Origin of the sequence: Bradyrhizobium sp. LLZ17, from assembly GCF_041200145.1 — a bacterium.
GTDB lineage: Bacteria > Pseudomonadota > Alphaproteobacteria > Rhizobiales > Xanthobacteraceae > Bradyrhizobium.
This window is the reverse complement of sequence record NZ_CP165734.1, coordinates 4,519,016-4,537,976: the sequence shown is the minus strand read 5'-3', so window position 1 is coordinate 4,537,976 and position 18,961 is coordinate 4,519,016. Positions and strand designations below refer to the sequence as shown.

Below are 18,961 nucleotides of genomic sequence, written 5' to 3'. Positions count from 1 at the left end.
GAAGGGGTTGGAGATGGGAACCCCAGCTTTTACTATGGCGCGGCCGGCACCATCTGGGGGCTAGACTATTTGCATCGGATGGGCGCGACTCGTGTCGCTTACGATTTTCGGCCTGTGCTGCCCAAGCTTCTGGAGCGGACAATCGCCGCCTTCCAAAGCAATTCGCCGGCCGATTATGCGAAACATGGCTCTTTGCTTTTTGGAGACATGGGTGCCGCACTTCTCGCCATGCGCCTTGCGCCGACAGCGAGCCTCGCTGATCTCGTGTATAGGCGCGCCGAAGCAAATAGCGGATTGCCAATTCGAGAGCTCATGTGGGGCATGCCTGGCTCGATGGTCGCGGCGGTCCATATGGCCAAGATGACCCAGGAAGCGCGCTGGCGCTGCCTCTTCGAAGTGCAAGCGGCCCGCCTGTTGGCCGAACTGGAGGATACCCCGCAGGGGCCGCTTTGGACGCAGGATCTTTACGGTACCAAAGACCGCTTTCTCGGGCCCGTGCACGGCTTCGCTGGCAACGTCATCCCATTGCTACTCGGATGGGATTGGTTGACGCCCGCGCAGCAAGCGCACGTGACTGAGTTTGTCCCGAAGGCGCTTGAAGCGAATGCATGGCGGCACGAAATTGGAACAACGTGGGGCCCGAGAAGCAAGCGCGAGAAGCGGCTTTTCATTTGTCAGCACTGTCACGGTGCGCCGGGAATGGTGACGGCCTTTGCTGACGCGCCGTTCGCCACACCGGAATTTGACGCGCTTCTGTTGGATGGCGGGCGCTTCGCCTGGGCCGCCGGACCGTTAACGAAGGGCTCAGAATCTTTGCCACGGTACAGGCGGAAATGGCTACGCATTCCTCAAGCTCTACCGACGCACGAACGACCCGATTTGGTTCGATCGGGCGCGCCAGTTCGCCATGACTGCCATCTTGCAATATCGCGGCGCTCAGATCGTTGCTGGCCGCGGTCGGTATTCGCTTTGGACCGGGGACGTCGGTCTTGCAATCTATCTTTGGGATTGCGTCACAGGGGATGCTCGGTTTCCAACCATCGACGTGTTCTGACTCCGCGAGCTGAGACCGCTTCGGGTCGCGAGCGGCAGTGCTCTTGCAGATGTACTGTGTCTTGGCCCAAGAAGCTGACATATGCGCTTTATGAGGGCGCTAATACGCCTCTTTTGCGTCCGCCTCTGCGCTGGTTTGGATCAGGTCCAGGCTTTGCTCGATCTTGCCGAGCAGGGCCGACAATTGCTTGCGCTCCTGCACCGAGAGGCAGGAGAGTATTTCATCTTCCCGCCGCAGCAGCTGCGGAAACAGCTCCTCGTACAGCGCGCGGCCGTTCTTCGTCAGTTGCAGGCGGAACTCGCGCCGGTCGGCTTCGTTCTCGACCCGCTCGATCAATGCTTGATGCAACAGCGCGGTCACCGCGCGGCTGATGGTCGATTTGTGGGTGCGGGTGCACTGCGAGATGTATTGCGCGCTGCAGGCATCGTTGCGGAAGCCGAGCGTCGCGAGCACCCGCCAAGCCGGAATGTCGAGGCCGTGGCGCTCCTGATATTCGACCGCGAGTGCGGAACTGACTTCTGCCGCGAGCCGGTTGAGACGGAACGGGACGAACTTGAACAGGTCGAGCCGAGACTTTGCCATCGGCAACGCCTCATCCGCCCCTCTTGTCTTCAGCGCGATATCGCCGGATGTCCTCGCCAAGTCAGCGCTCCGAATTCCAGTTGACGGCCGGCCGGCTCCGGTCCAAAATAGTTGCACATGAGACTATCTAGCAGATTAGTCCTCTCCTGACCAGAGCCGAGGTTCGTGCATGGCGCAGGCCAATACCCATCAGGCCAAAACCCAGTTCGGCTACCGCCGCCACCCCGATCAGGATCGTCCCGTCCAGAATCCGGCCGAGCATCCGGTCGTGGTCGTCGGCGCGGGCCCGGTCGGGCTGTCGCTGGCGATCGATCTCGCCCAGCGCGGCCAGCGCGTCGTCCTTCTGGACGATGCGGACCGCATCGGCGAAGGCTCGCGCGCGATCTGCTTCTCGAAGCGTTCGCTGGAATATTGGGACCGGCTCGGCGTCGGCGACCGCATGGTCGAGAAGGGCGTGGTGTGGAGCGTCGGTCGCATCTTTCACGGCGAGTCCCAGCTCTATCAGTTCAACCTGCTGCCGGAGGACGGCCACAAGCGACCAGCCTTCATCAACCTCCAGCAATATTACGCCGAGGCTTACCTGGCCGATCGCGTGCAGGAGCTGCCCGGGATCGATCTGCGCTGGCGCAACAAGGTCACGGCGCTGGAGCAACGTAACGACTGCGTCGCGCTGACGATCGAGACGCCGGATGGAGCCTATCGCCTGCACGCCCAATATGTCGTTGCCTGCGACGGCGCGCGGTCGTCGCTACGGCAGATGGTCGGCGCTGACTTCGCCGGGCAGGTGTTCGAGGATCAGTTCCTGATCGCCGACGTGAGGATGACCGCGGAATTTCCGACCGAGCGCTGGTTCTGGTTCGATCCGCCGTTTCATGCCGGGCGCTCCGCGCTGCTGCACCGGCAGCCCGATGATGTCTGGCGCATCGATCTCCAGCTCAATCGTTATGCCGATCCAATCGTCGAGAAGAAGCCGGAAAACGTGCGGCCGCGGATCGCGCGCATGCTCGGCCACGACAAGTTCGAGTTCGAATGGATCTCGCTGTACAAATTCCAGTGCCGACGGATGGACCGCTTCATCCATGGCCGCGTGATTTTTGCCGGGGATTTGGCGCATCAGGTCTCACCCTTCGGCGCGCGCGGAGCCAACTCGGGTCTGGAGGATGCCGAAAATCTCTCCTGGAAACTGGACCGCGTGCTGCGCGGCGCATCGCCTGCGAGCCTGCTCGAGAGCTATCATGTCGAGCGCGGTATGGCAGCCGACGAGAATATCCGCGAATCCACTCGTTCGACCGACTTCATGGCGCCGAACTCGCATCAGGAGGCGCGGCTGCGCAAGGCGGTGCTGTCGCTGGCCAAGGAGACCGAGTTCGGCAAGCGGATGGTCAATGGCGGCCGGCTGTCGGTGCCTTGCAGCTACGATTCTCCATTGTCATCGCCCGATGCTGATGCGTGGCGCGGCGGACCGTCTCCCGGCTGTTCGATGCTCGATGCGCCCGTTGCCACGCGCGCGGGCGAGCAGGGCTATCTGACGGATGCATTCCGCAAGGGTGGAACGGATTTCACATTGCTGTCGTTCAGCAACGGCGAGGCCATCAAAGCGCCCGAGGGCATCAAGGACATCCGCATCGGCGGTGAGGGCGGGCTGGCGGATCGAGAGGGTTTCGTCGCGAAGCGCTACGATGCCGAGCCCGGCTCAGCCTATCTGCTCAGGCCGGACGGTTATGTCGCCGCACGCTTCCGCCAGCCGACGCGCGCTGGCGTGGCGGCCGCGCTGTCGCGGGCACAAGGCTTGAATTGAGGTCAGCACATGCCGCTCTCCACCAGCTCCAACTTCGCGCGGCCCGATGACGCCTTTCGCGCCCTCGTCGAGGCGCATCGCGGTCTCACCGACGAGCAGAGCGCCGATTTCGACGCAGCACTGGTTCTGATCCTCGCCAACCACATCGGCGACATCGACGTGCTGCGCGAGGCGATCGGGCTTGCGAAGCGCCGCATGATCGACGGCCAGCAGCAACAACAGCAACAACAATAACCCGTGAATCCAAGGATGAACTGATGGCGAAGAATTTCGCATCCACCGGCGACCTCTCCGAGAAGAAGATCACTTTTTCCGAGATCGGCCCTGACCTCTACGCCTTCACCGCCGAAGGCGACCCCAACACCGCCGTCATTGTCGGCGACGACAGCTGTCTCGTGTTCGACGCACAGTCGACGCCGGCGATGGCCAACAAGGTGATCGAGCGCGTGCGCACCGTCACCGACAAGCCGATCAAATATGTCGTGTTGTCGCATTATCACGCCGTCCGCGTGCTGGGGGCGTCCGCCTACAAGGCGCAAGGCATCGTTTCGTCGCAGGAGACCTATCGGCTGATCGAGGAGCGCGGCCAGCAGGACTGGGATTCCGAATATGGCCGCTTCCCGCGCCTGTTCCAGGATGCCGCGAGCATTCCCGGCCTGACCTGGCCGACGTTGACCTTCGAGGGCGAGATGTCGATCTATCTCGGCAAGCGCGAGGTGCGGCTGATGCAGCTTGGCGCCGGCCACACCTCCGGCGACATCGTCGCCTGGGTGCCCGACGCGGAAGTCATGTTCTCCGGCGACCTGATCGAATATCACTCGGCCTGCTATTGCGGCGATGCGCATTTGCGTGAATGGCCGCTGACCCTGAACGAGATCCGCAACTTCAATCCCAAGGCGATCGCGCCAGGCCGCGGCGATGCGTTGAAAGGTGTCGCCACCGTGCGCGAAGCGATCGCGATGACGCGCGACTTCGTCAGCTCGCTCTATGTCGCCGCCGAAATCTCGGTCGCCAAAGGACGCACGTTGAAGGAGACGATGGCGGCAACGCGCGAGGTGATGGATCCGAAATTCCAAGGCTTCGCCATCTACGAGCACTGCCTGCCGTTCAACGTGTCGCGCGCCTACGACGAAGCTTCGGGAATCGACGATCCCGTGATCTGGACCGACAAGCGCGACCAGGAGATGTGGGCCGCCCTGCAAGGAGGAGGATAGTCATGAACATCAATACCTCGCCCGATCAGATCATCCGCAGCTCGGCGCAGGTGACGCCGGGCTACATGTCCGGCTTCGGCAACAGCTTCGAGACCGAGGCGCTTCCGGGCGCGCTGCCGATCGGGCGCAACTCGCCGCAGCGCTGCGCCTACGGTCTCTATGCCGAGCAGCTCTCCGGCTCGCCCTTCACCGCGCCGCGCGGCACCAACGAGCGGTCCTGGCTCTATCGTATCCGGCCGTCGGTGAAGCATTCCGGTCGCTTCGAGAAGGCCGATGCCGGGCTGTGGCGCTCAGCGCCGTGCCATGAGAACGATCTGCCGATCGCGCAATTGCGCTGGGACCCGACGCCGATCCCGAAGGAGGACATGACCTTCCTCCAGGGCGTGCAGACCATGACGACGGCCGGCGATGTCAACACGCAGGCCGGCATGGCCGCGCATGTCTATCTCATCACCAAGTCGATGGTGGACCAGCATTTCTATAACGCCGACGGGGAGCTGATGTTCGTGCTGCAGCAGGGCAATCTGCGTCTGGTCACCGAGTTCGGCCGCATCGACGCCGAGCCCGGCGAAATCGTGGTGATCCCGCGCGGCGTCAAGTTCCGCGTCGAGATTCCCAACGGGCCGGCGCGCGGCTATCTTTGCGAGAATTATGGCGGCGCTTTCACCTTGCCGGAGCGCGGGCCGATCGGCGCCAATTGCCTCGCCAATGCGCGCGACTTCCTCACGCCCGTCGCCTATTACGAGGACAAGGACACGCCGACCGAGCTGTTCGTCAAATGGGGCGGCGCGCTGTTCAAAACCACATTGCCGCATTCGCCGATCGACGTCGTCGCCTGGCACGGCAATTACGCGCCCTACAAATACGATCTGCGCACGTTTTCGCCGGTCGGCGCGATCGCCTTCGACCATCCTGATCCCTCGATCTTCACCGTGCTGACCTCGCCGTCGGAGACCGCCGGCACGGCGAATATCGACTTCGTCATCTTTCCGGAACGCTGGATGGTCGCGGACAACACCTTCCGTCCGCCCTGGTATCACATGAACATCATGAGCGAGTTCATGGGACTGATCTACGGCGTCTACGACGCCAAGCCGCAAGGTTTTGTCCCCGGCGGCATGAGCCTGCACAATTGCATGCTGCCGCATGGCCCGGATCGCGATGCGTTCGAGCACGCCAGCAACGGCGAGTTAAAGCCGGTGAAGCTGACCGGGACCATGGCCTTCATGTTCGAGACCCGCTATCCGCAGCGCGTAACTGCGCACGCCGCGAACGCGGCAACGTTGCAGGACGATTACGCGGATTGCTGGAAGGGCCTGGAGAAAAGGTTCGATCCCAGCAAGCCGTGACTTGCTTACCCTCCCCTGGAGGGGGAGGGTCGCTCGCGTCAGCGAGCGGGGTGGGGTGACAGTCTCTCCATTGAGGCGGTGCCCGAGTTGAGAGATCACCCCACCCCGTTTCGCATTCCGCGTCGCTTCATGCGAACCGACCCTCCCCCTCCAGGGGAGGGTTGTTCGGCACCAGAATTCGTATCGGGAAAAAAATGCCCCACCCCAACGACCCCAGCCTCCGCTCTTTCATCGACGTCGATCCCGTCTCCGACTTCCCGATCCAGAACCTGCCCTACGGCGTGTTCTCGACTGCGGCCAATCCGACGCCGCGGATCGGAGTCGCGATCGGCAATGACGTGCTGGATCTCCGGGAGCTCGAGCAGGACCCCGGCTCGATGTCGGGCCGCTCGCCGTGTTCTCCGCGCCGTCGCTCAATCCCTTCATGGCGCTGGGGCCAAAGGTCTGGGCAAGGACGCGGGCACGGATCAGCGAACTGTTGCGCGCCGATCATCCGGAGCTGCGCGACAACCGGGAGCTGCGCGCGCGGGCGCTGGTGCCGATGGCGGGCGTGACGCTGCATCTCCCCTTCGCGGTCTCCGGCTATACCGATTTCTATTCCTCGAAGGAGCACGCCACCAATGTCGGCGTGATGTTCCGCGGCAAGGACAACGCGCTGCAGCCGAACTGGCTCTACATGCCGATCGGCTATAACGGCCGCGCATCGACCGTCGTGGTGTCCGGCACCAAGGTGAAGCGGCCGCGCGGGCAGTTGAAGCCGCCGAATGTGGAAGTGCCGAGCTTTGCGCCGTGCAAGCGGCTCGACTTCGAGCTGGAGATGGGCGTCGTGGTCGGCCAGCCGTCGCCGATCGGCGGCATGCTGACCGAGCAGCAGGCCGAGGAGATGATCTTCGGCTTCGTGCTGCTCAACGACTGGAGCGCGCGCGACATCCAGCAATGGGAATATGTGCCGCTGGGTCCGTTCCTCGCCAAAGCGTTTGCGACCTCGATCAGCCCGTGGGTGGTGACGCGCGAGGCGCTGGAGCCGTTCCGGTTGAAGGGGCCGGAGCAGCAGCCGGCGCCGCTCGATTATCTCAAGCAGGCGAAGGCGCAGAACTACGATGTCGAGCTCGATGTCTCCTTGCGTCCCGGCGGCACGAATGCGCCAACGCGCATCAGCCGCACCAATTTCAAATACATGTACTGGTCGTCGGTGCAGCAGCTGATGCACCACGCCTCCAGCGGCTGCGCGATGAATGTCGGCGATCTCTTAGGGAGCGGTACGATCTCCGGTCCGGAGAAAAGCCAGCGCGGCAGCCTGCTGGAGATCAGCTGGAATGGCACCGAGCCGGTCGAGCTCGCCGGCGGCGCCAAGCGGTCGTTCCTGGAAGACGGCGACAGCCTCGTGATGCGCGGCTGGTGCCAGGGCAACGGCTACCGCGTCGGGTTCGGCGAGGTCGAGGGGACGATTTTGCCGGCGGAGTGATTGCTGGGGGAGCGACGCGACGCTCTATCCACATTCTCCGTCATTGCGAGCGCAGCGAAGCAATCCAGAATCTTTCCGCGAAGGCAGGTCTCGTAGGGCGGGTGTGTCATCACGCAGACGCCCGGTCGCCATTGCCGCGTTGGCCGGATCGGGCGTGGCGCAAAGCCGCCGCCGCAGTTCGGGCAGACGTTCGACAGCTTCGTCTCGACGCAGTCCGCGCAGAATGTGCATTCATAGGAGCAGATCCGCGCCTCCGTTGCATGGGGCGGCAGGTCGCGGTCGCAATACTCGCAGTTCGGGCGAAGCTGGAGCGCCATGGCTGAATCTCCGGGTTTGGCTCGGATCTTCGCAAATCAGACCGGCAGCGCGAAGGCCGCAATTCCCTCGATTTCAGCCAGGGTTCAAATTCTTCAGCGGCAGTCGCGAGCTTTCCTTCAACCTGTCGAGCACGATCGAGGAGCGCACATGCGCTACGCTCTGGTGTGGCATCAACACATCGTTGACGAGGTTGGAGAGTCCCCTCAAATCGTGCAGCACGGCTTTCAGCACATAGTCAGCGTCGCCCGTCAACGAATACGCCTCCTGGATCTCGTCGATGCGGTTGACCAGGGTGCGGAAGCGCTTGGCGTTGTCAGGTGAATGGGTCGCCAGTGTCACCTGGATGAAGGCGACCACGCCAAAGCCCAGGGCCTCGCTGGAGAGGTCGGCGTGATAGCCTGAGATCACCTTCTCCTGCTCCAGCCGCATCCGGCGGCGCGAGCATTGCGAGGCCGACAGGCCCGCAAGATCGGCGAGCTCCTGGTTGGTGAGGCGGCCGTCATCCTGGAGCGCGCTCAGGATCTTGAGGTCGAAGGCATCTACTGAAATCATGCGCGAAAAGCCCTGTTCATGCACAAAGCATGCATAACCTAGCTCAACTACGTCCAGTTTGCACGCCCATTGCGCGCGCCATGAAGGATAGTTCTTGCAGAGCAATTTGGGAGAGCAGCCAATGGGTCCGTTTCCGCACGATGCACCGCCGGCCACGATCACGGCCGAAAATCCGATGGGCACCGACGGGTTCGAGTTCGTCGAATATGCCCATCCCAAGCCGCAAGAGCTGCACGCGCTGTTCAAGCTGATGGGCTATGCGCCCGTTGCCCGCCACAAGACCAAGGCAATTACGGTGTATCGCCAGGGCGACATCAGCTATCTCGTCAACGAGCAGCCCGGCACGCACGGTTTCGACTTTGTCGCCGCCCACGGTCCCTGCGCGCCCTCGATGGCGTTCCGCGTGGTCGATGCGAAGGCCGCTTATGCGCGCGCGATTGCGCTCGGTGCCGAGCCTGCGGATCTGTCATCCGCGCAGAAGACGCTCGATCTCCCGGCGATCAAGGGCATCGGCGGCAGCCTGCTCTATTTCGTCGATCGCTATGGCGCCAAGGGCTCGGCCTATGATGCCGAGTTCGAATGGGTGGGCGCGCGCGATCCGCGGCCCGATGGCGCCGGGCTGTTCTATCTCGATCACCTCACCCATAACGTTCATCGCGGCCGCATGGATGTCTGGACCGGCTTCTACGAGAAGCTGTTCAACTTCCGCCAGATCCGCTTCTTCGACATCGAGGGCCGCGCCTCGGGCCTGTTCTCGCGGGCGCTGACCAGCCCCGACGGCAAGATCCGGATTCCGATCAACGAGGACGCTGGCGATTCCGGCCAGATCGAGGAATATCTCAATATCTATCGCGGCGAGGGCATCCAGCACATCGCCTGCGGCTGCCGCGACATCTACAGCACGATCGAAGGCCTGCGCGAAGCCGGCCTGCCGTTCATGCCGGCGCCGCCCGCCACCTATTTCGAGCGGATCGACGCAAGACTGCCGAAGCATGGTGAGGACATTGCGCGCTTGCAGAAGAATGGCATCCTGATCGACGGCGAAGGCGTCGTCGAGGGCGGCCAAACCAAAGTGCTGCTCCAGATCTTCTCCGCCAATGCGATCGGCCCGATCTTCTTCGAGTTCATCCAGCGCAAGGGCGATGACGGCTTTGGCGAGGGCAACTTCAAGGCGCTGTTCGAATCGATCGAGGAGGATCAGATCCGGCGCGGGGTGTTGAAGGTGGAGAATGCGGCGTAGCTTTCGGGCACACTGCCGCGTCAAAACGCAGCTGTCGTCCCGGACAAGCGCGCCCTAAAGCGCGCGTAGATCCGGGACCCATAACCACAGGACGTAGTCGCAAGCCGAAGGCGGCCACTCCGAGTCTTCGTAATCACATCCGTCTGTGGCTATGGATCCCGGATCTGCGCTTGCGCTTGTTCGGGATGACGAGAGCAGGCTGGGGCGCGACCGGGAGTTTATCTTCCGGTTGTCCACGCCTTCGTCACCGCCCCGATCTCCGCCCCCTCCGGCTCGCGCACGGTCGACGGCGTGCGCGAGAATCGCGGCGCGGGTGCCGGCTGCTTCACGCCGTGGCGCTCGACGAACACCTTTCTCGCGACCATGTGCGGATGCTCGGTTGCTTCCGACATGGTCAGCACCGGTGCGAAGCAGATGTCGGTGCCTTCCATGATCTTGCACCAGTCCTCGCGCGTCTTGCTCTTGAACACGGTCTTGAGCTTCTCCTTCAGCGCGGGCCAGGCCTTGCGGTCCATCTGCGCGTCGAAATCGGCATCGGTCAGGCCGGCGTGTTGGCGCAGCAATGCGTAGAACTGCGGCTCGATCGAGCCGATCGAGACGAAATGGCCACAGGCGCATTCATAGACGCCGTAGAAATGCGCGCCGCCGTCGAGGAAATTCTGGTTGCGGCCTTCGGTCCAGCGGCCCATCGCCGTCATGTCGAAGAAGAACGACATCAGCGATGCCGCGCCGTCGCACATCGCTGCGTCGACCACCTGGCCCTTGCCGGACCTTGACGCTTCCAGCAGCGCCGCGAGCACGCCGACCACGAGGTAGAGCGCGCCGCCGCCGAAATCACCGACCAGGTTGAGCGGCGGCACCGGCGCCTCTTTGGTGCCGATCGCGGCAAGCGCGCCGGTGATGGAGATGTAGTTGATGTCGTGGCCGGCGGCGTTCGCAAGCGGGCCTTCCTGGCCCCAGCCGGTCATGCGGCCGTAGACCAGCTTTGGATTGCGCGCGAGCACGACATCGGGCCCGAGGCCCAGCCGCTCCATCACGCCGGGGCGAAAGCCCTCGACCAGTGCATCGGCATTCGCAAGCAGGTCGAGCGCTTGCGCGATTGCCGCCTTGTCCTTGAGGTCGAGCTCGATCACCTTGCGGCCGCGGCCGGCCACCGACTTCATGCTCTTCCTGGCGCCCACGCGATCAAGCGTGACGACCTCCGCTCCCATGTCGGCCAGCAACATGCAGGCGAACGGGCCGGGCCCGATGCCCGCGAATTCGACGATGCGGAAGCCTGACAGCGGGCCCGAGTTGCGAACGGAGGAGCCTTCTGGTTTTTCTTCTGGTTTTTCTTCGGCTGGTTTGTCGAGCAATTTGTTGTTTCCTCGGGTCGCGGGCGGATTGCCGATGGTCCGGGCAAGCGCTCGGGACGTTCCTCTGTGGGCGAGTTAATTGGCTGATTAACTTTTCTCGCCTTCACGCCAGCGAGGCAAGCGGTTTTCGTCACGACTGGCCAAAATAAAAGCGGCGCGCATCGCTGCGCGCCGCGGAAGATTTGTGTTGAGGCGCTATCACCCGGCGGCGGTTACGGCGCGCTGTGCCATCACCTTGACCAGATTGGCGCGGTACTCCGCAGTGCCGTGGATATCGGCCAGCAGGTTGCTCGCCGAAATGCTCACGCCGTCGATCGCGGCCGGCGACCAGTTTGCCTTCAGGGCGGCTTCGATCGCGGGCACCCGCATCACGCCGCTCTGGGAAGCGCCGGTCGCGGCCACCCGAACCTCGCCCGACTTGGTCTGCGCGACGAAGACCGCGGTCAGCGCGAAGCGAGAGGCCGGATGCCGCATCTTGGCGTAGCCTGCTTTCGCCGGAACCGGGAACGATACGGCGGTGATGATCTCGCCGTCTTCAAGAGCGGTCGTGAACAGGCCCTTGAAGAAGTCGTCCGCCGTGATCGACCGCTTGTTGGTCTTCACGGTAGCGCCGAGTGCGAGCAGCGCGGCCGGATAGTCCGCGGCGGGATCGTTGTTGGCGATCGAGCCGCCGATCGTGCCGCGATAGCGGACGGCAGGATCGCCGATCAGCGACGCCAGGTAGGCGAGCGCGGGGATCGCCTTCTTCGCGGCATCGCTGGTCGCGACGTCATAATGCGGCGTGGCAGCCTTGATGGTCACCGTGTCGCCGGAGGCCTCGACGCCGATCAGCTCCTTGATCTTGCCGAGATCGATCACGTCCGAGGGGCTGGCGAGGCGCTGCTTCATGACCGGCAGCAGCGTCTGGCCGCCGGCGAGAAACTTTGCGTCGCTGCCCTTCGCGAAGAGAGAGGCGGCCTCATCGACTGAAGAGGCGCGATGATATGTGGTCTGGTACATCTTTCTCTCCTCTCAGGCCGCGTGGATCGTGCGCCACACCCGATCCGGGGTTGCGGGCATTTCCAGATTGTTCTTGCCGATCGCGTCCGTGATCGCGTTGATCACGGCCGCAGAGGCGCCGATCGCGCCGGCCTCACCGCAACCCTTGATGCCGAGCGGATTGCCCGGGCAGAGCGTCGTGGTGTGGGAGAGCTTGAACGACGGCAGATCGTCGGCGCGCGGCATGGAGTAGTCCATGAACGAGGCCGTGACCGGCTGGCCGTTGGCATCATAGATCGCGTGCTCGAGCAGTGCCTGGCCGATGCCCTGGGCAAGGCCGCCATGGACCTGTCCCTCGACGATCATCGGATTGATCAGCCGTCCGAAATCGTCGGCGGCGACGAAGTTGACGAAGGAGGTCTTTCCGGTGCCGGGATCGACCTCGAGCTCGCAGATGTAGGTGCCTGCCGGGAAGGTGAAGTTGGTCGGGTCGTAGAAGGCGCTCTCCTTCAGTCCCGGCTCCATCCCGTCAGGCAAATTGTGCGCGGTGTAGGCCGCGAGCGCGACCATCGGCAGTGCGATCGCCTTGTCGGTGCCGGTCACCTTGAACTCGCCGTTCTCGATGACGATGTCGGCCTCGGACGCCTCCAGCGCATGCGCGGCGATCTTCTTGGCTTTGGCCTCCATCTTCTCCATCGCCTTGAGGATCGCGGTGAGACCCACGGCCGCGGAGCGCGAGCCATAGGTGCCCATGCCGAACTGCACCTTGTCGGTGTCGCCATGGACGATCGAGACCTGGCTGATGGGAACGCCGAGACGCTCCGCCACAAGCTGGCAGAAGGTGGTCTCGTGGCCCTGGCCGTGGCTGTGTGATCCGGTGAGGATCTCGATGGTGCCGACCGGGTTGACGCGCACCTCGGCCGATTCCCACAGGCCGACGCCGGCGCCGAGACTGCCGACCGCCTTCGACGGCGCGATGCCGCAGGCTTCGATGTAGCAGGACACGCCGATGCCGCGCAGCTTGCCGTCGGCTTTCGCCTTGGCCTTGCGGCCGGCGAAGCCGGCGTAGTCGATCGCCTTCATCGCGGCATCGAGCGACGCATTAAAGTCGCCGGTGTCATAGGCCATGATCACGGGCGTCTGGTGCGGGAACTGGGTGATGAAGTTGGTCCGGCGAAGAGCCGCAGGATCGACGCTCAACTGCCGCGCTGCCGTCTCCATCAGACGTTCGAGCAGATAGCTCGCCTCGGGGCGGCCGGCGCCGCGATAGGCGTCGACCGGCGTGGTGTTGGTGTAGACGCCGATCACCTCGGCATGGATCGCCGGGATGTTGTACTGGCCCGACAGGAGCGTCGCGTAGAGATAGGTCGGCACCGACGACGAGAACAGCGACATATACGCGCCGAAATTGGCGTAGGTCTTCACCTTCAGGCCGGTGATCTTGTTGTTGGCATCGAACGCCATCTCGGCATGGGTGACGTGGTCGCGGCCATGCGCGTCGGTGAGGAAGGCCTCGGTGCGGTCGCCGGTCCATTTCACCGGACGGCCGACCTTCTTCGAGGCCCATAGCGCCACCATCTCCTCGGGATAGATGAAGATCTTCGAGCCGAAGCCGCCGCCGACGTCGGGCGCGATCACGCGCAGCTTGTGCTCGGGGGCGATGTTGTAGAACGCCGACAGCACGAGGCGGGCGACGTGCGGGTTCTGCGAGGTCGTGTAGAGCGTGAAATGCTCTTCCGCCTGGTCGTAATCGGCGATCGCCGCGCGCGGCTCCATCGCGTTCGGGGCGAGGCGATTGTTGGTGACGTCGAGCTTGACCACATTGGCCGCCTTGGCGAAGGCGGCGTCCGTGGCGCCCTCGTCGCCAATCACCCAGTCGTAGACCTGGTTGCCGGGGGCCTCGGGATGAAGCTGCGGCGCGCCGGCCTTGATGGCGGCACGCACGTCGGCGACCGCGGGAAGCTCTTCATAGTCGACGACGACCGCTTCCGCCGCGTCGCGCGCCAGATTCTGGTTTCGGCGATCACGACCGCGACGGCCTGTCCGACGAAGCGCACCGTCTCCGGCGCCATCGCCGGCCATGCGCCCATCTTCATCGGGCTGCCATCTTTCGAGGTGATGGCCCAGCCGCAGATGAGGTTGCCGACCTTGTCGTCGACGATCTCTCGGCCCGTCAGCACCGCGACCACGCCCGGCATCTTCAGGGCGGCGGAGGAGTCGATCCCCTTGACCTTGGCGTGCGCGTGCGGACTGCGGATGAAATGGGCATGCGTCATGCCCAGCAACTTGATGTCGTCGACGTAGCGGCCCTTGCCGGTAATGAAACGCTTGTCTTCCTTGCGCACGACGCTTGCGCCGATGCCTTCAACACCCATGTCCTGTCCTCCCGACCGGAATTCTGTTTGACCGCCCTTTCCATCGAAAGCTGCGGGTGGTGATTATGTATTCGAGACGGCCGCTTTACTCGGCCGCCTGCGCAACCTTCATGCGTCCGGCCGCATCCAGCACGGCTTTGACGATGTTGTGATAGCCGGTGCAGCGGCAGATATTGCCTTCGAGCTCGTGGCGGACGGTCTCTTCGTCGAGTTGGCCGCCATAACGGTGCACGATGTCGATCGCCGACATGATCATGCCCGGTGTGCAATAGCCGCACTGGAGGCCGTGATTGTCGCGGAAGGCGGCCTGCATCGGGTGCAGCTCGTCACCCTTGGCGATGCCCTCGATGGTGGTGACGTTGGCGCCGTCGGCCTGGCCCGCCAGCATGGTGCACGATTTCACGGCCTTGCCGTCGATATGCACGACGCAGGCGCCGCACTGGCTGGTATCGCAGCCGACATGGGTGCCGGTGAGGTTGAGGTTGTCCCGCAGCAGCTGGACCAGCAGCGTGCGGTCTTCGACGTCGACAGCAACGGCCTTGCCGTTCACCGTCAGTTTGACTGTAGACACGTGATACCTCCCCGACTGATTTTGATTGTTTCCACTTAGAGACAGCGGCCCCCGACTTTGCAACTGGCATTTTGGGCGCCTCCGTCACGGAAAAGTCACGGGGTCGGCAGGTGCGATGGCTGGCCGGTCGGGAGTCGGCTGTTTTAGGCAGGGCGCCGGCCGGGTGGGTTGCCCGGCATCAGGACCAGCCAGAGTTACAAGCTGCGCCGAATTTACCACCCCTTATTGATTCTGCCTTAGTTTTGCGCATCCGGTCTGGAGGCGGGGCGCCTCCGAATCGCGATTGAATGGAAAATCGGGGGTGGGAATGTCCGGGCGTATTGCGTCACCATCTAAGCGCACCATGTTTCCGACCCTCAGGTTCCGCGCCAAAATCATCCTCGGCTTTGCCGCGGTGCTGGTGATTTCGGCCGGCAGCATGGCCTTCGCCTATTTCGGGTTCGAGCGGGTCTCGTCCGGCGTCGGGTCCTATCGCACCAGCGTGTCGGAGGCCGATCTCGCCCGCAATATCGACCGCGAACTGCTCGCCTACCGCTCGGCCGTCAGGTATTTCGTCGTCACCGGCAAGGAAGATGACGCCAAAGCCGCCCTGGACTCTGAAGCCAACCTCAAGAATGCCATCGACCAGGCGATCAAGGGCGCCAAGACGCCGGCGCGGCTGGAGGGCCTCAACAAGCTTGCCAAGGAGTTTTCGAATTACGCTGCGAGCTTTGCCAAGGTTCTTCAGGCCAAGCGCGACAGCGCGCTGCTGGTGCAGAACCAGCTCATGCGAAACGCCAACCTGCTGAAATACAAGCTCGACGACATCGGCAACAATGCTTCCGATTCGGAGGCACAGGCGATCGAGTTCGGCACCAAGCAAGTCAATGCCCAGTTCCAGACCGCGGGCGCGGCGGCGACCAATTTTGTGCTGACGTCCGACCAGGCGATCGCATCAAGCGCGCTGGCCCGACTGAAATTCGTCGATAACTCCCTCGGCGCGGTCTATTCCATGGACGACAAGATCGTTGCCGGCCTCAAGGATGCCAAGGCGCTGCTCGCGGCCTATCGCGAGGCGCTGGAGAAGCTGATCGCCAACGCCAAGATGGTCGATGATCTCGTCACGGAGATGAGCGGCTCGGCAGGTGCGATCCTTCAGGGCGCCACCGCGATGAAGGCGGACCTTGTTTCCGAGCAGCAGCGGCTGGAGTCCGAGTCAGAAGCAACGATCGCGAAGACCGAGCACCTGGTGCTGATGCTCGCCGTCGGCGGCACGCTGCTCGGCGCAGTCCTCGCCTTCCTGCTCGGCACCGGCATCTCGCGCCCGATGATCGCAATGTGCAAGGCGATGCGGGAGCTTGCGTCGGGGAATTTCGACGTCGTGCTGCCTGGCCTTGGCCGCAAGGACGAGATCGGCGAGATGGCCGGCGCGGTGGAAGAGTTCAAGGTTCAGGCCGTGGCCAAGGCCGAGCGCGATGCGGCGGCCAGCGAAGCCCAGAACAAGGAATTGGCCACGGCGCGCCGTTCCGAGCTGATCCGTTTTGCCGACGATTTCGAGAGCGCGGTCGGCGCCATCGTGTCCAACGTCTCGGCCTCCGCCGTGCAGCTCGAATCCTCGGCGTCGACGCTGTCCCGTACCGCTGAGACCACGCAGACCCTCTCGAGCCAGGTCGCCGGCGTCTCCGAGCAGGCCTCGAGCAACATGCAGTCGGTGGCGACCGCCACGGAAGAGCTCTCGGCTTCCGTCGAGGAGATCGGCCGCCAGGTCCGCGACTCCAGCCGCATTGCTGAGGCCGCCGTGGTGCAGGCCAAGGAGACCGATAGCCGGATTGGAAAACTCTCGCATGCCGCGCAGCAGATCGGCGAAGTTGTCAAGCTGATCACGGCGATCGCCGAGCAGACCAATCTTCTCGCGCTCAACGCCACCATCGAAGCGGCCCGTGCCGGCGAGGCCGGCCGCGGCTTTGCGGTGGTCGCGAGCGAAGTGAAATCGCTGGCGAGCCAGACGGCCAAAGCCACCGACGAGATTTCGTCGCACATCACGGGCATGCAGGGCGCCACGGCGGAATCGGTCGCTGCGATCAAGGAAATCGGCGCGACCATCGGCAAGATATCCTCGATCTCGACGTCGATCGCGAGCGCCGTGGAAGAGCAGGGCGCCGCGACGCAGGAGATCGCGCGCAGCGTCCAGACCGTCGCTCAGGGCACCCAGACGGCCGCCACTGACATCGGCCAGGTCAACCGCGGCGCCGCCGAAACCGGCTCGGCCTCGGAAGAGGTGCTGAACTCGGCCAAGACATTGTCGAGCGAAAGCACCCGCCTTCGCGCCGAGCTCGACCGCTTCATGGCGAATATCAGGGCAGCGTAGCTCTCCGCGACGCGTCAGATCCTCCGCAGCCATCGACACTCCGGCGCGGCCGTTTTGCGCGAATGTGTCGTCTTTCTGACGTGAGCCATGCGTCAACTCCTTGCGGCCCCGTCGGAAACGGACGGCCCTCGGTGCTGTTCATGTGGGAACCTGCTGTTGCCGCAGACGTTGTCGCGGGTGGCAGGCGGAACGCCGCACCCGCATGATTGGATCGACCCCGTCCACGTCTTGCGACATTCGGGGCTGATCGCATTGGTCAAACGCAACAACGCGATGGAATTGCAGCAAAGCCCAGCGCTGAACCTTGGCCCTGTCGTCTCCGCGGTGGCAGCGGCCGATCGCATCGTCGAGACCAGCATTCCTGCGCGGCTCGATGCGCTGCCGTGGAGGGGATTTCACACCCGCGTCGTGCTGGCGCTCGGCATCACCTGGATTCTCGACGGGCTTGAGGTGACGCTCGCCGGGGCGCTCTCAGGCGCGCTGAAGCAGAGCCCGTCGCTGCATTTCTCCAATCTCGATCTCGGCATCGCCAATTCCGCCTACCTTGCCGGCGCCGTGCTCGGCGCGCTCGGCTTCGGCTGGCTCACCGACCGCATCGGCCGCAAGAAGCTGTTCTTCATCACCCTCGCGCTGTATCTCACCGCGACCGCCGCAACCGCGCTGTCCTGGAACGTCGCCAGCTACGCCCTGTTCCGTTTTCTTACCGGAGCCGGCATCGGCGGCGAATACACCGCGATCAACTCGACCATCCAGGAATTGGTCCCGGCGCGCTATCGCGGCTGGACCGATCTCGTCATCAACGGCAGTTTCTGGATCGGCGCCGCGATGGGCGCCGTGGCGGCCATCGTCCTGCTTGATCCCGCAACGATCGGACCCGATCTCGGCTGGCGTCTCGCCTATCTCATCGGCGCCACCATCGGGCTCGTCGTGCTGCTGATGCGGATGTGGATCCCGGAAAGCCCGCGCTGGCTGATGATCCATGGCCGACCCGAGCAGGCCCACGATATCGTCGACGAGATCGAGCGCTCGGTGCTCGGACACGACCAGAACGCAAGCGACAGGCGCTTCGCAAGGATCTGCATCAAGATGCGTGATCACACCCCGATCAGCGAGGTCGTGCATACGCTGTTCTTCAGCTATCGCCAGCGCACGCTGGTTGGGCTGACCTTGATGGTCGCGCAGGCGTTCTTCTACAACGCGATCTTCTTCACCTTTGCGCTGGTTCTGATCGACTTCTACGGCATCAGTGCCGATCACGTCGGCTGGTATCTGCTGCCTTTCGCTGCCGGTAACTTCCTCGGTCCGCTGCTGCTCGGCCGCCTGTTTGATACGCTCGGTCGCCGGGCCATGATCATGTTCACCTATGGCGTGTCGGGCCTGCTGCTGGCGCTGTCGGGTTATCTGTTCTCGATCGGTGCGCTCACCGCGCAGGGACAGACCATCGCCTGGATGGTGATCTTCTTCTTTGCCTCGCCGGCAGCGAGCGCGGCCTATCTCACCGTCAGCGAGAGCTTTCCGCTGGAGGTCCGCGCGCTGGCGATCGCGGTGTTCTATGCGGTCGGCACCGGCATCGGCGGCGTGATCGGGCCCGCGCTGTTCGGCGCACTGATCGACACCGGATCACGCACCAGCGTATTTGCCGGTTACCTGCTGGGAGCATTCCTGATGATCGCGGCCGCGATCGTGGCGTGGCGCTACGCCATCTCCGCGGAGCGCAAATCGCTCGAAGAAATCGCCCGGCCGCTCGCCTTCATGGAGTAGAC

The 18,961-nt window shown here is 63.7% G+C and carries 12 protein-coding genes and 4 pseudogenes; 9 read left to right on the top strand and 7 right to left on the bottom strand.

From position 1 onward, the window contains the following. Positions 1–868: 868 nt before the first annotated feature. A pseudogene (locus tag AB8Z38_RS21865) lies at positions 869–1,054 on the top strand (lanthionine synthetase); the annotation flags it as partial. A gap of 99 nt (positions 1,055–1,153) precedes the next feature. Here the strand turns inward: AB8Z38_RS21865 and AB8Z38_RS21860 are convergent. Then, positions 1,154–1,696, bottom strand: a complete 543-nt coding sequence (locus AB8Z38_RS21860; protein WP_369719877.1) for a MarR family winged helix-turn-helix transcriptional regulator — start codon at positions 1,694–1,696, stop codon at positions 1,154–1,156. Positions 1,697–1,805: 109 nt separating this feature from the next. Between AB8Z38_RS21860 and AB8Z38_RS21855 the strand changes: the two genes are divergently transcribed. The 5 genes and pseudogenes from AB8Z38_RS21855 (at position 1,806) to fahA (ending at position 7,462) form a co-directional block, all read left to right on the top strand. Beyond that, entirely contained in the window at positions 1,806–3,434 is a 1,629-nt protein-coding gene (locus AB8Z38_RS21855; protein ID WP_369719876.1) for an FAD-dependent oxidoreductase, read from the top strand. A gap of 9 nt (positions 3,435–3,443) precedes the next feature. Beyond that, positions 3,444–3,668 carry a DUF2783 domain-containing protein gene (locus AB8Z38_RS21850; RefSeq protein ID WP_369719875.1) on the top strand — a complete coding sequence of 75 codons (225 nt, stop codon included), beginning with the start codon at positions 3,444–3,446 and terminating at the stop codon, positions 3,666–3,668. 23 nt (positions 3,669–3,691) lie between these two features. Continuing rightward, on the top strand, positions 3,692–4,648 hold the full coding sequence (locus AB8Z38_RS21845; RefSeq protein WP_369719874.1) for an MBL fold metallo-hydrolase: 957 nt from the start codon (positions 3,692–3,694) through the stop codon (positions 4,646–4,648). Positions 4,649–4,650: 2 nt separating this feature from the next. Beyond that, positions 4,651–5,997 carry a homogentisate 1,2-dioxygenase gene (gene hmgA, locus AB8Z38_RS21840; protein ID WP_369719873.1) on the top strand — a complete coding sequence of 449 codons (1,347 nt, stop codon included), beginning with the start codon at positions 4,651–4,653 and terminating at the stop codon, positions 5,995–5,997. 194 nt (positions 5,998–6,191) lie between these two features. Further along, a pseudogene (fahA, locus tag AB8Z38_RS21835) lies at positions 6,192–7,462 on the top strand (fumarylacetoacetase). A gap of 140 nt (positions 7,463–7,602) precedes the next feature. On the opposite strand, the pseudogene AB8Z38_RS21830 reads toward fahA, so the two are convergent. Continuing rightward, positions 7,603–7,779: pseudogene (locus AB8Z38_RS21830) on the bottom strand (DUF1272 domain-containing protein); the annotation flags it as partial. Between the two features lie 73 nt (positions 7,780–7,852). Further along, positions 7,853–8,332: an Lrp/AsnC family transcriptional regulator gene (locus AB8Z38_RS21825; RefSeq protein ID WP_369719872.1), complete on the bottom strand. Its 480-nt coding sequence runs from the start codon at positions 8,330–8,332 to the stop codon at positions 7,853–7,855. Between the two features lie 121 nt (positions 8,333–8,453). Between AB8Z38_RS21825 and hppD the strand changes: the two genes are divergently transcribed. Then, complete coding sequence (gene hppD, locus AB8Z38_RS21820) at positions 8,454–9,572, top strand: 4-hydroxyphenylpyruvate dioxygenase (RefSeq protein WP_369719871.1); 1,119 nt, start codon at positions 8,454–8,456, stop codon at positions 9,570–9,572. Positions 9,573–9,790: 218 nt separating this feature from the next. Here hppD and AB8Z38_RS21815 read toward each other — a convergent pair whose 3' ends face one another. The 4 genes and pseudogenes from AB8Z38_RS21815 to AB8Z38_RS21800 form a co-directional block, all read right to left on the bottom strand. Further along, positions 9,791–10,927, bottom strand: a complete 1,137-nt coding sequence (locus tag AB8Z38_RS21815) for a CaiB/BaiF CoA transferase family protein (protein ID WP_369719870.1) — start codon at positions 10,925–10,927, stop codon at positions 9,791–9,793. Between the two features lie 198 nt (positions 10,928–11,125). Then, complete coding sequence (locus AB8Z38_RS21810; protein WP_369719869.1) at positions 11,126–11,926, bottom strand: xanthine dehydrogenase family protein subunit M; 801 nt, start codon at positions 11,924–11,926, stop codon at positions 11,126–11,128. A 12-nt stretch (positions 11,927–11,938) separates the two neighbouring features. Continuing rightward, positions 11,939–14,280: pseudogene (locus tag AB8Z38_RS21805) on the bottom strand (xanthine dehydrogenase family protein molybdopterin-binding subunit). Between the two features lie 85 nt (positions 14,281–14,365). Beyond that, entirely contained in the window at positions 14,366–14,851 is a 486-nt protein-coding gene (locus AB8Z38_RS21800; RefSeq protein ID WP_369719868.1) for a (2Fe-2S)-binding protein, read from the bottom strand. 307 nt (positions 14,852–15,158) lie between these two features. Between AB8Z38_RS21800 and AB8Z38_RS21795 the strand changes: the two genes are divergently transcribed. Together AB8Z38_RS21795 and AB8Z38_RS21790 are read left to right on the top strand one after the other, a co-directional pair. Further along, entirely contained in the window at positions 15,159–17,198 is a 2,040-nt protein-coding gene (locus AB8Z38_RS21795; protein WP_369719867.1) for a methyl-accepting chemotaxis protein, read from the top strand. A gap of 273 nt (positions 17,199–17,471) precedes the next feature. After that, positions 17,472–18,959 (top strand): MFS transporter, encoded by a 1,488-nt coding sequence (locus tag AB8Z38_RS21790; RefSeq protein WP_369726570.1) that lies wholly within the window; start codon positions 17,472–17,474, stop codon positions 18,957–18,959. Positions 18,960–18,961 lie beyond the last annotated feature (2 nt).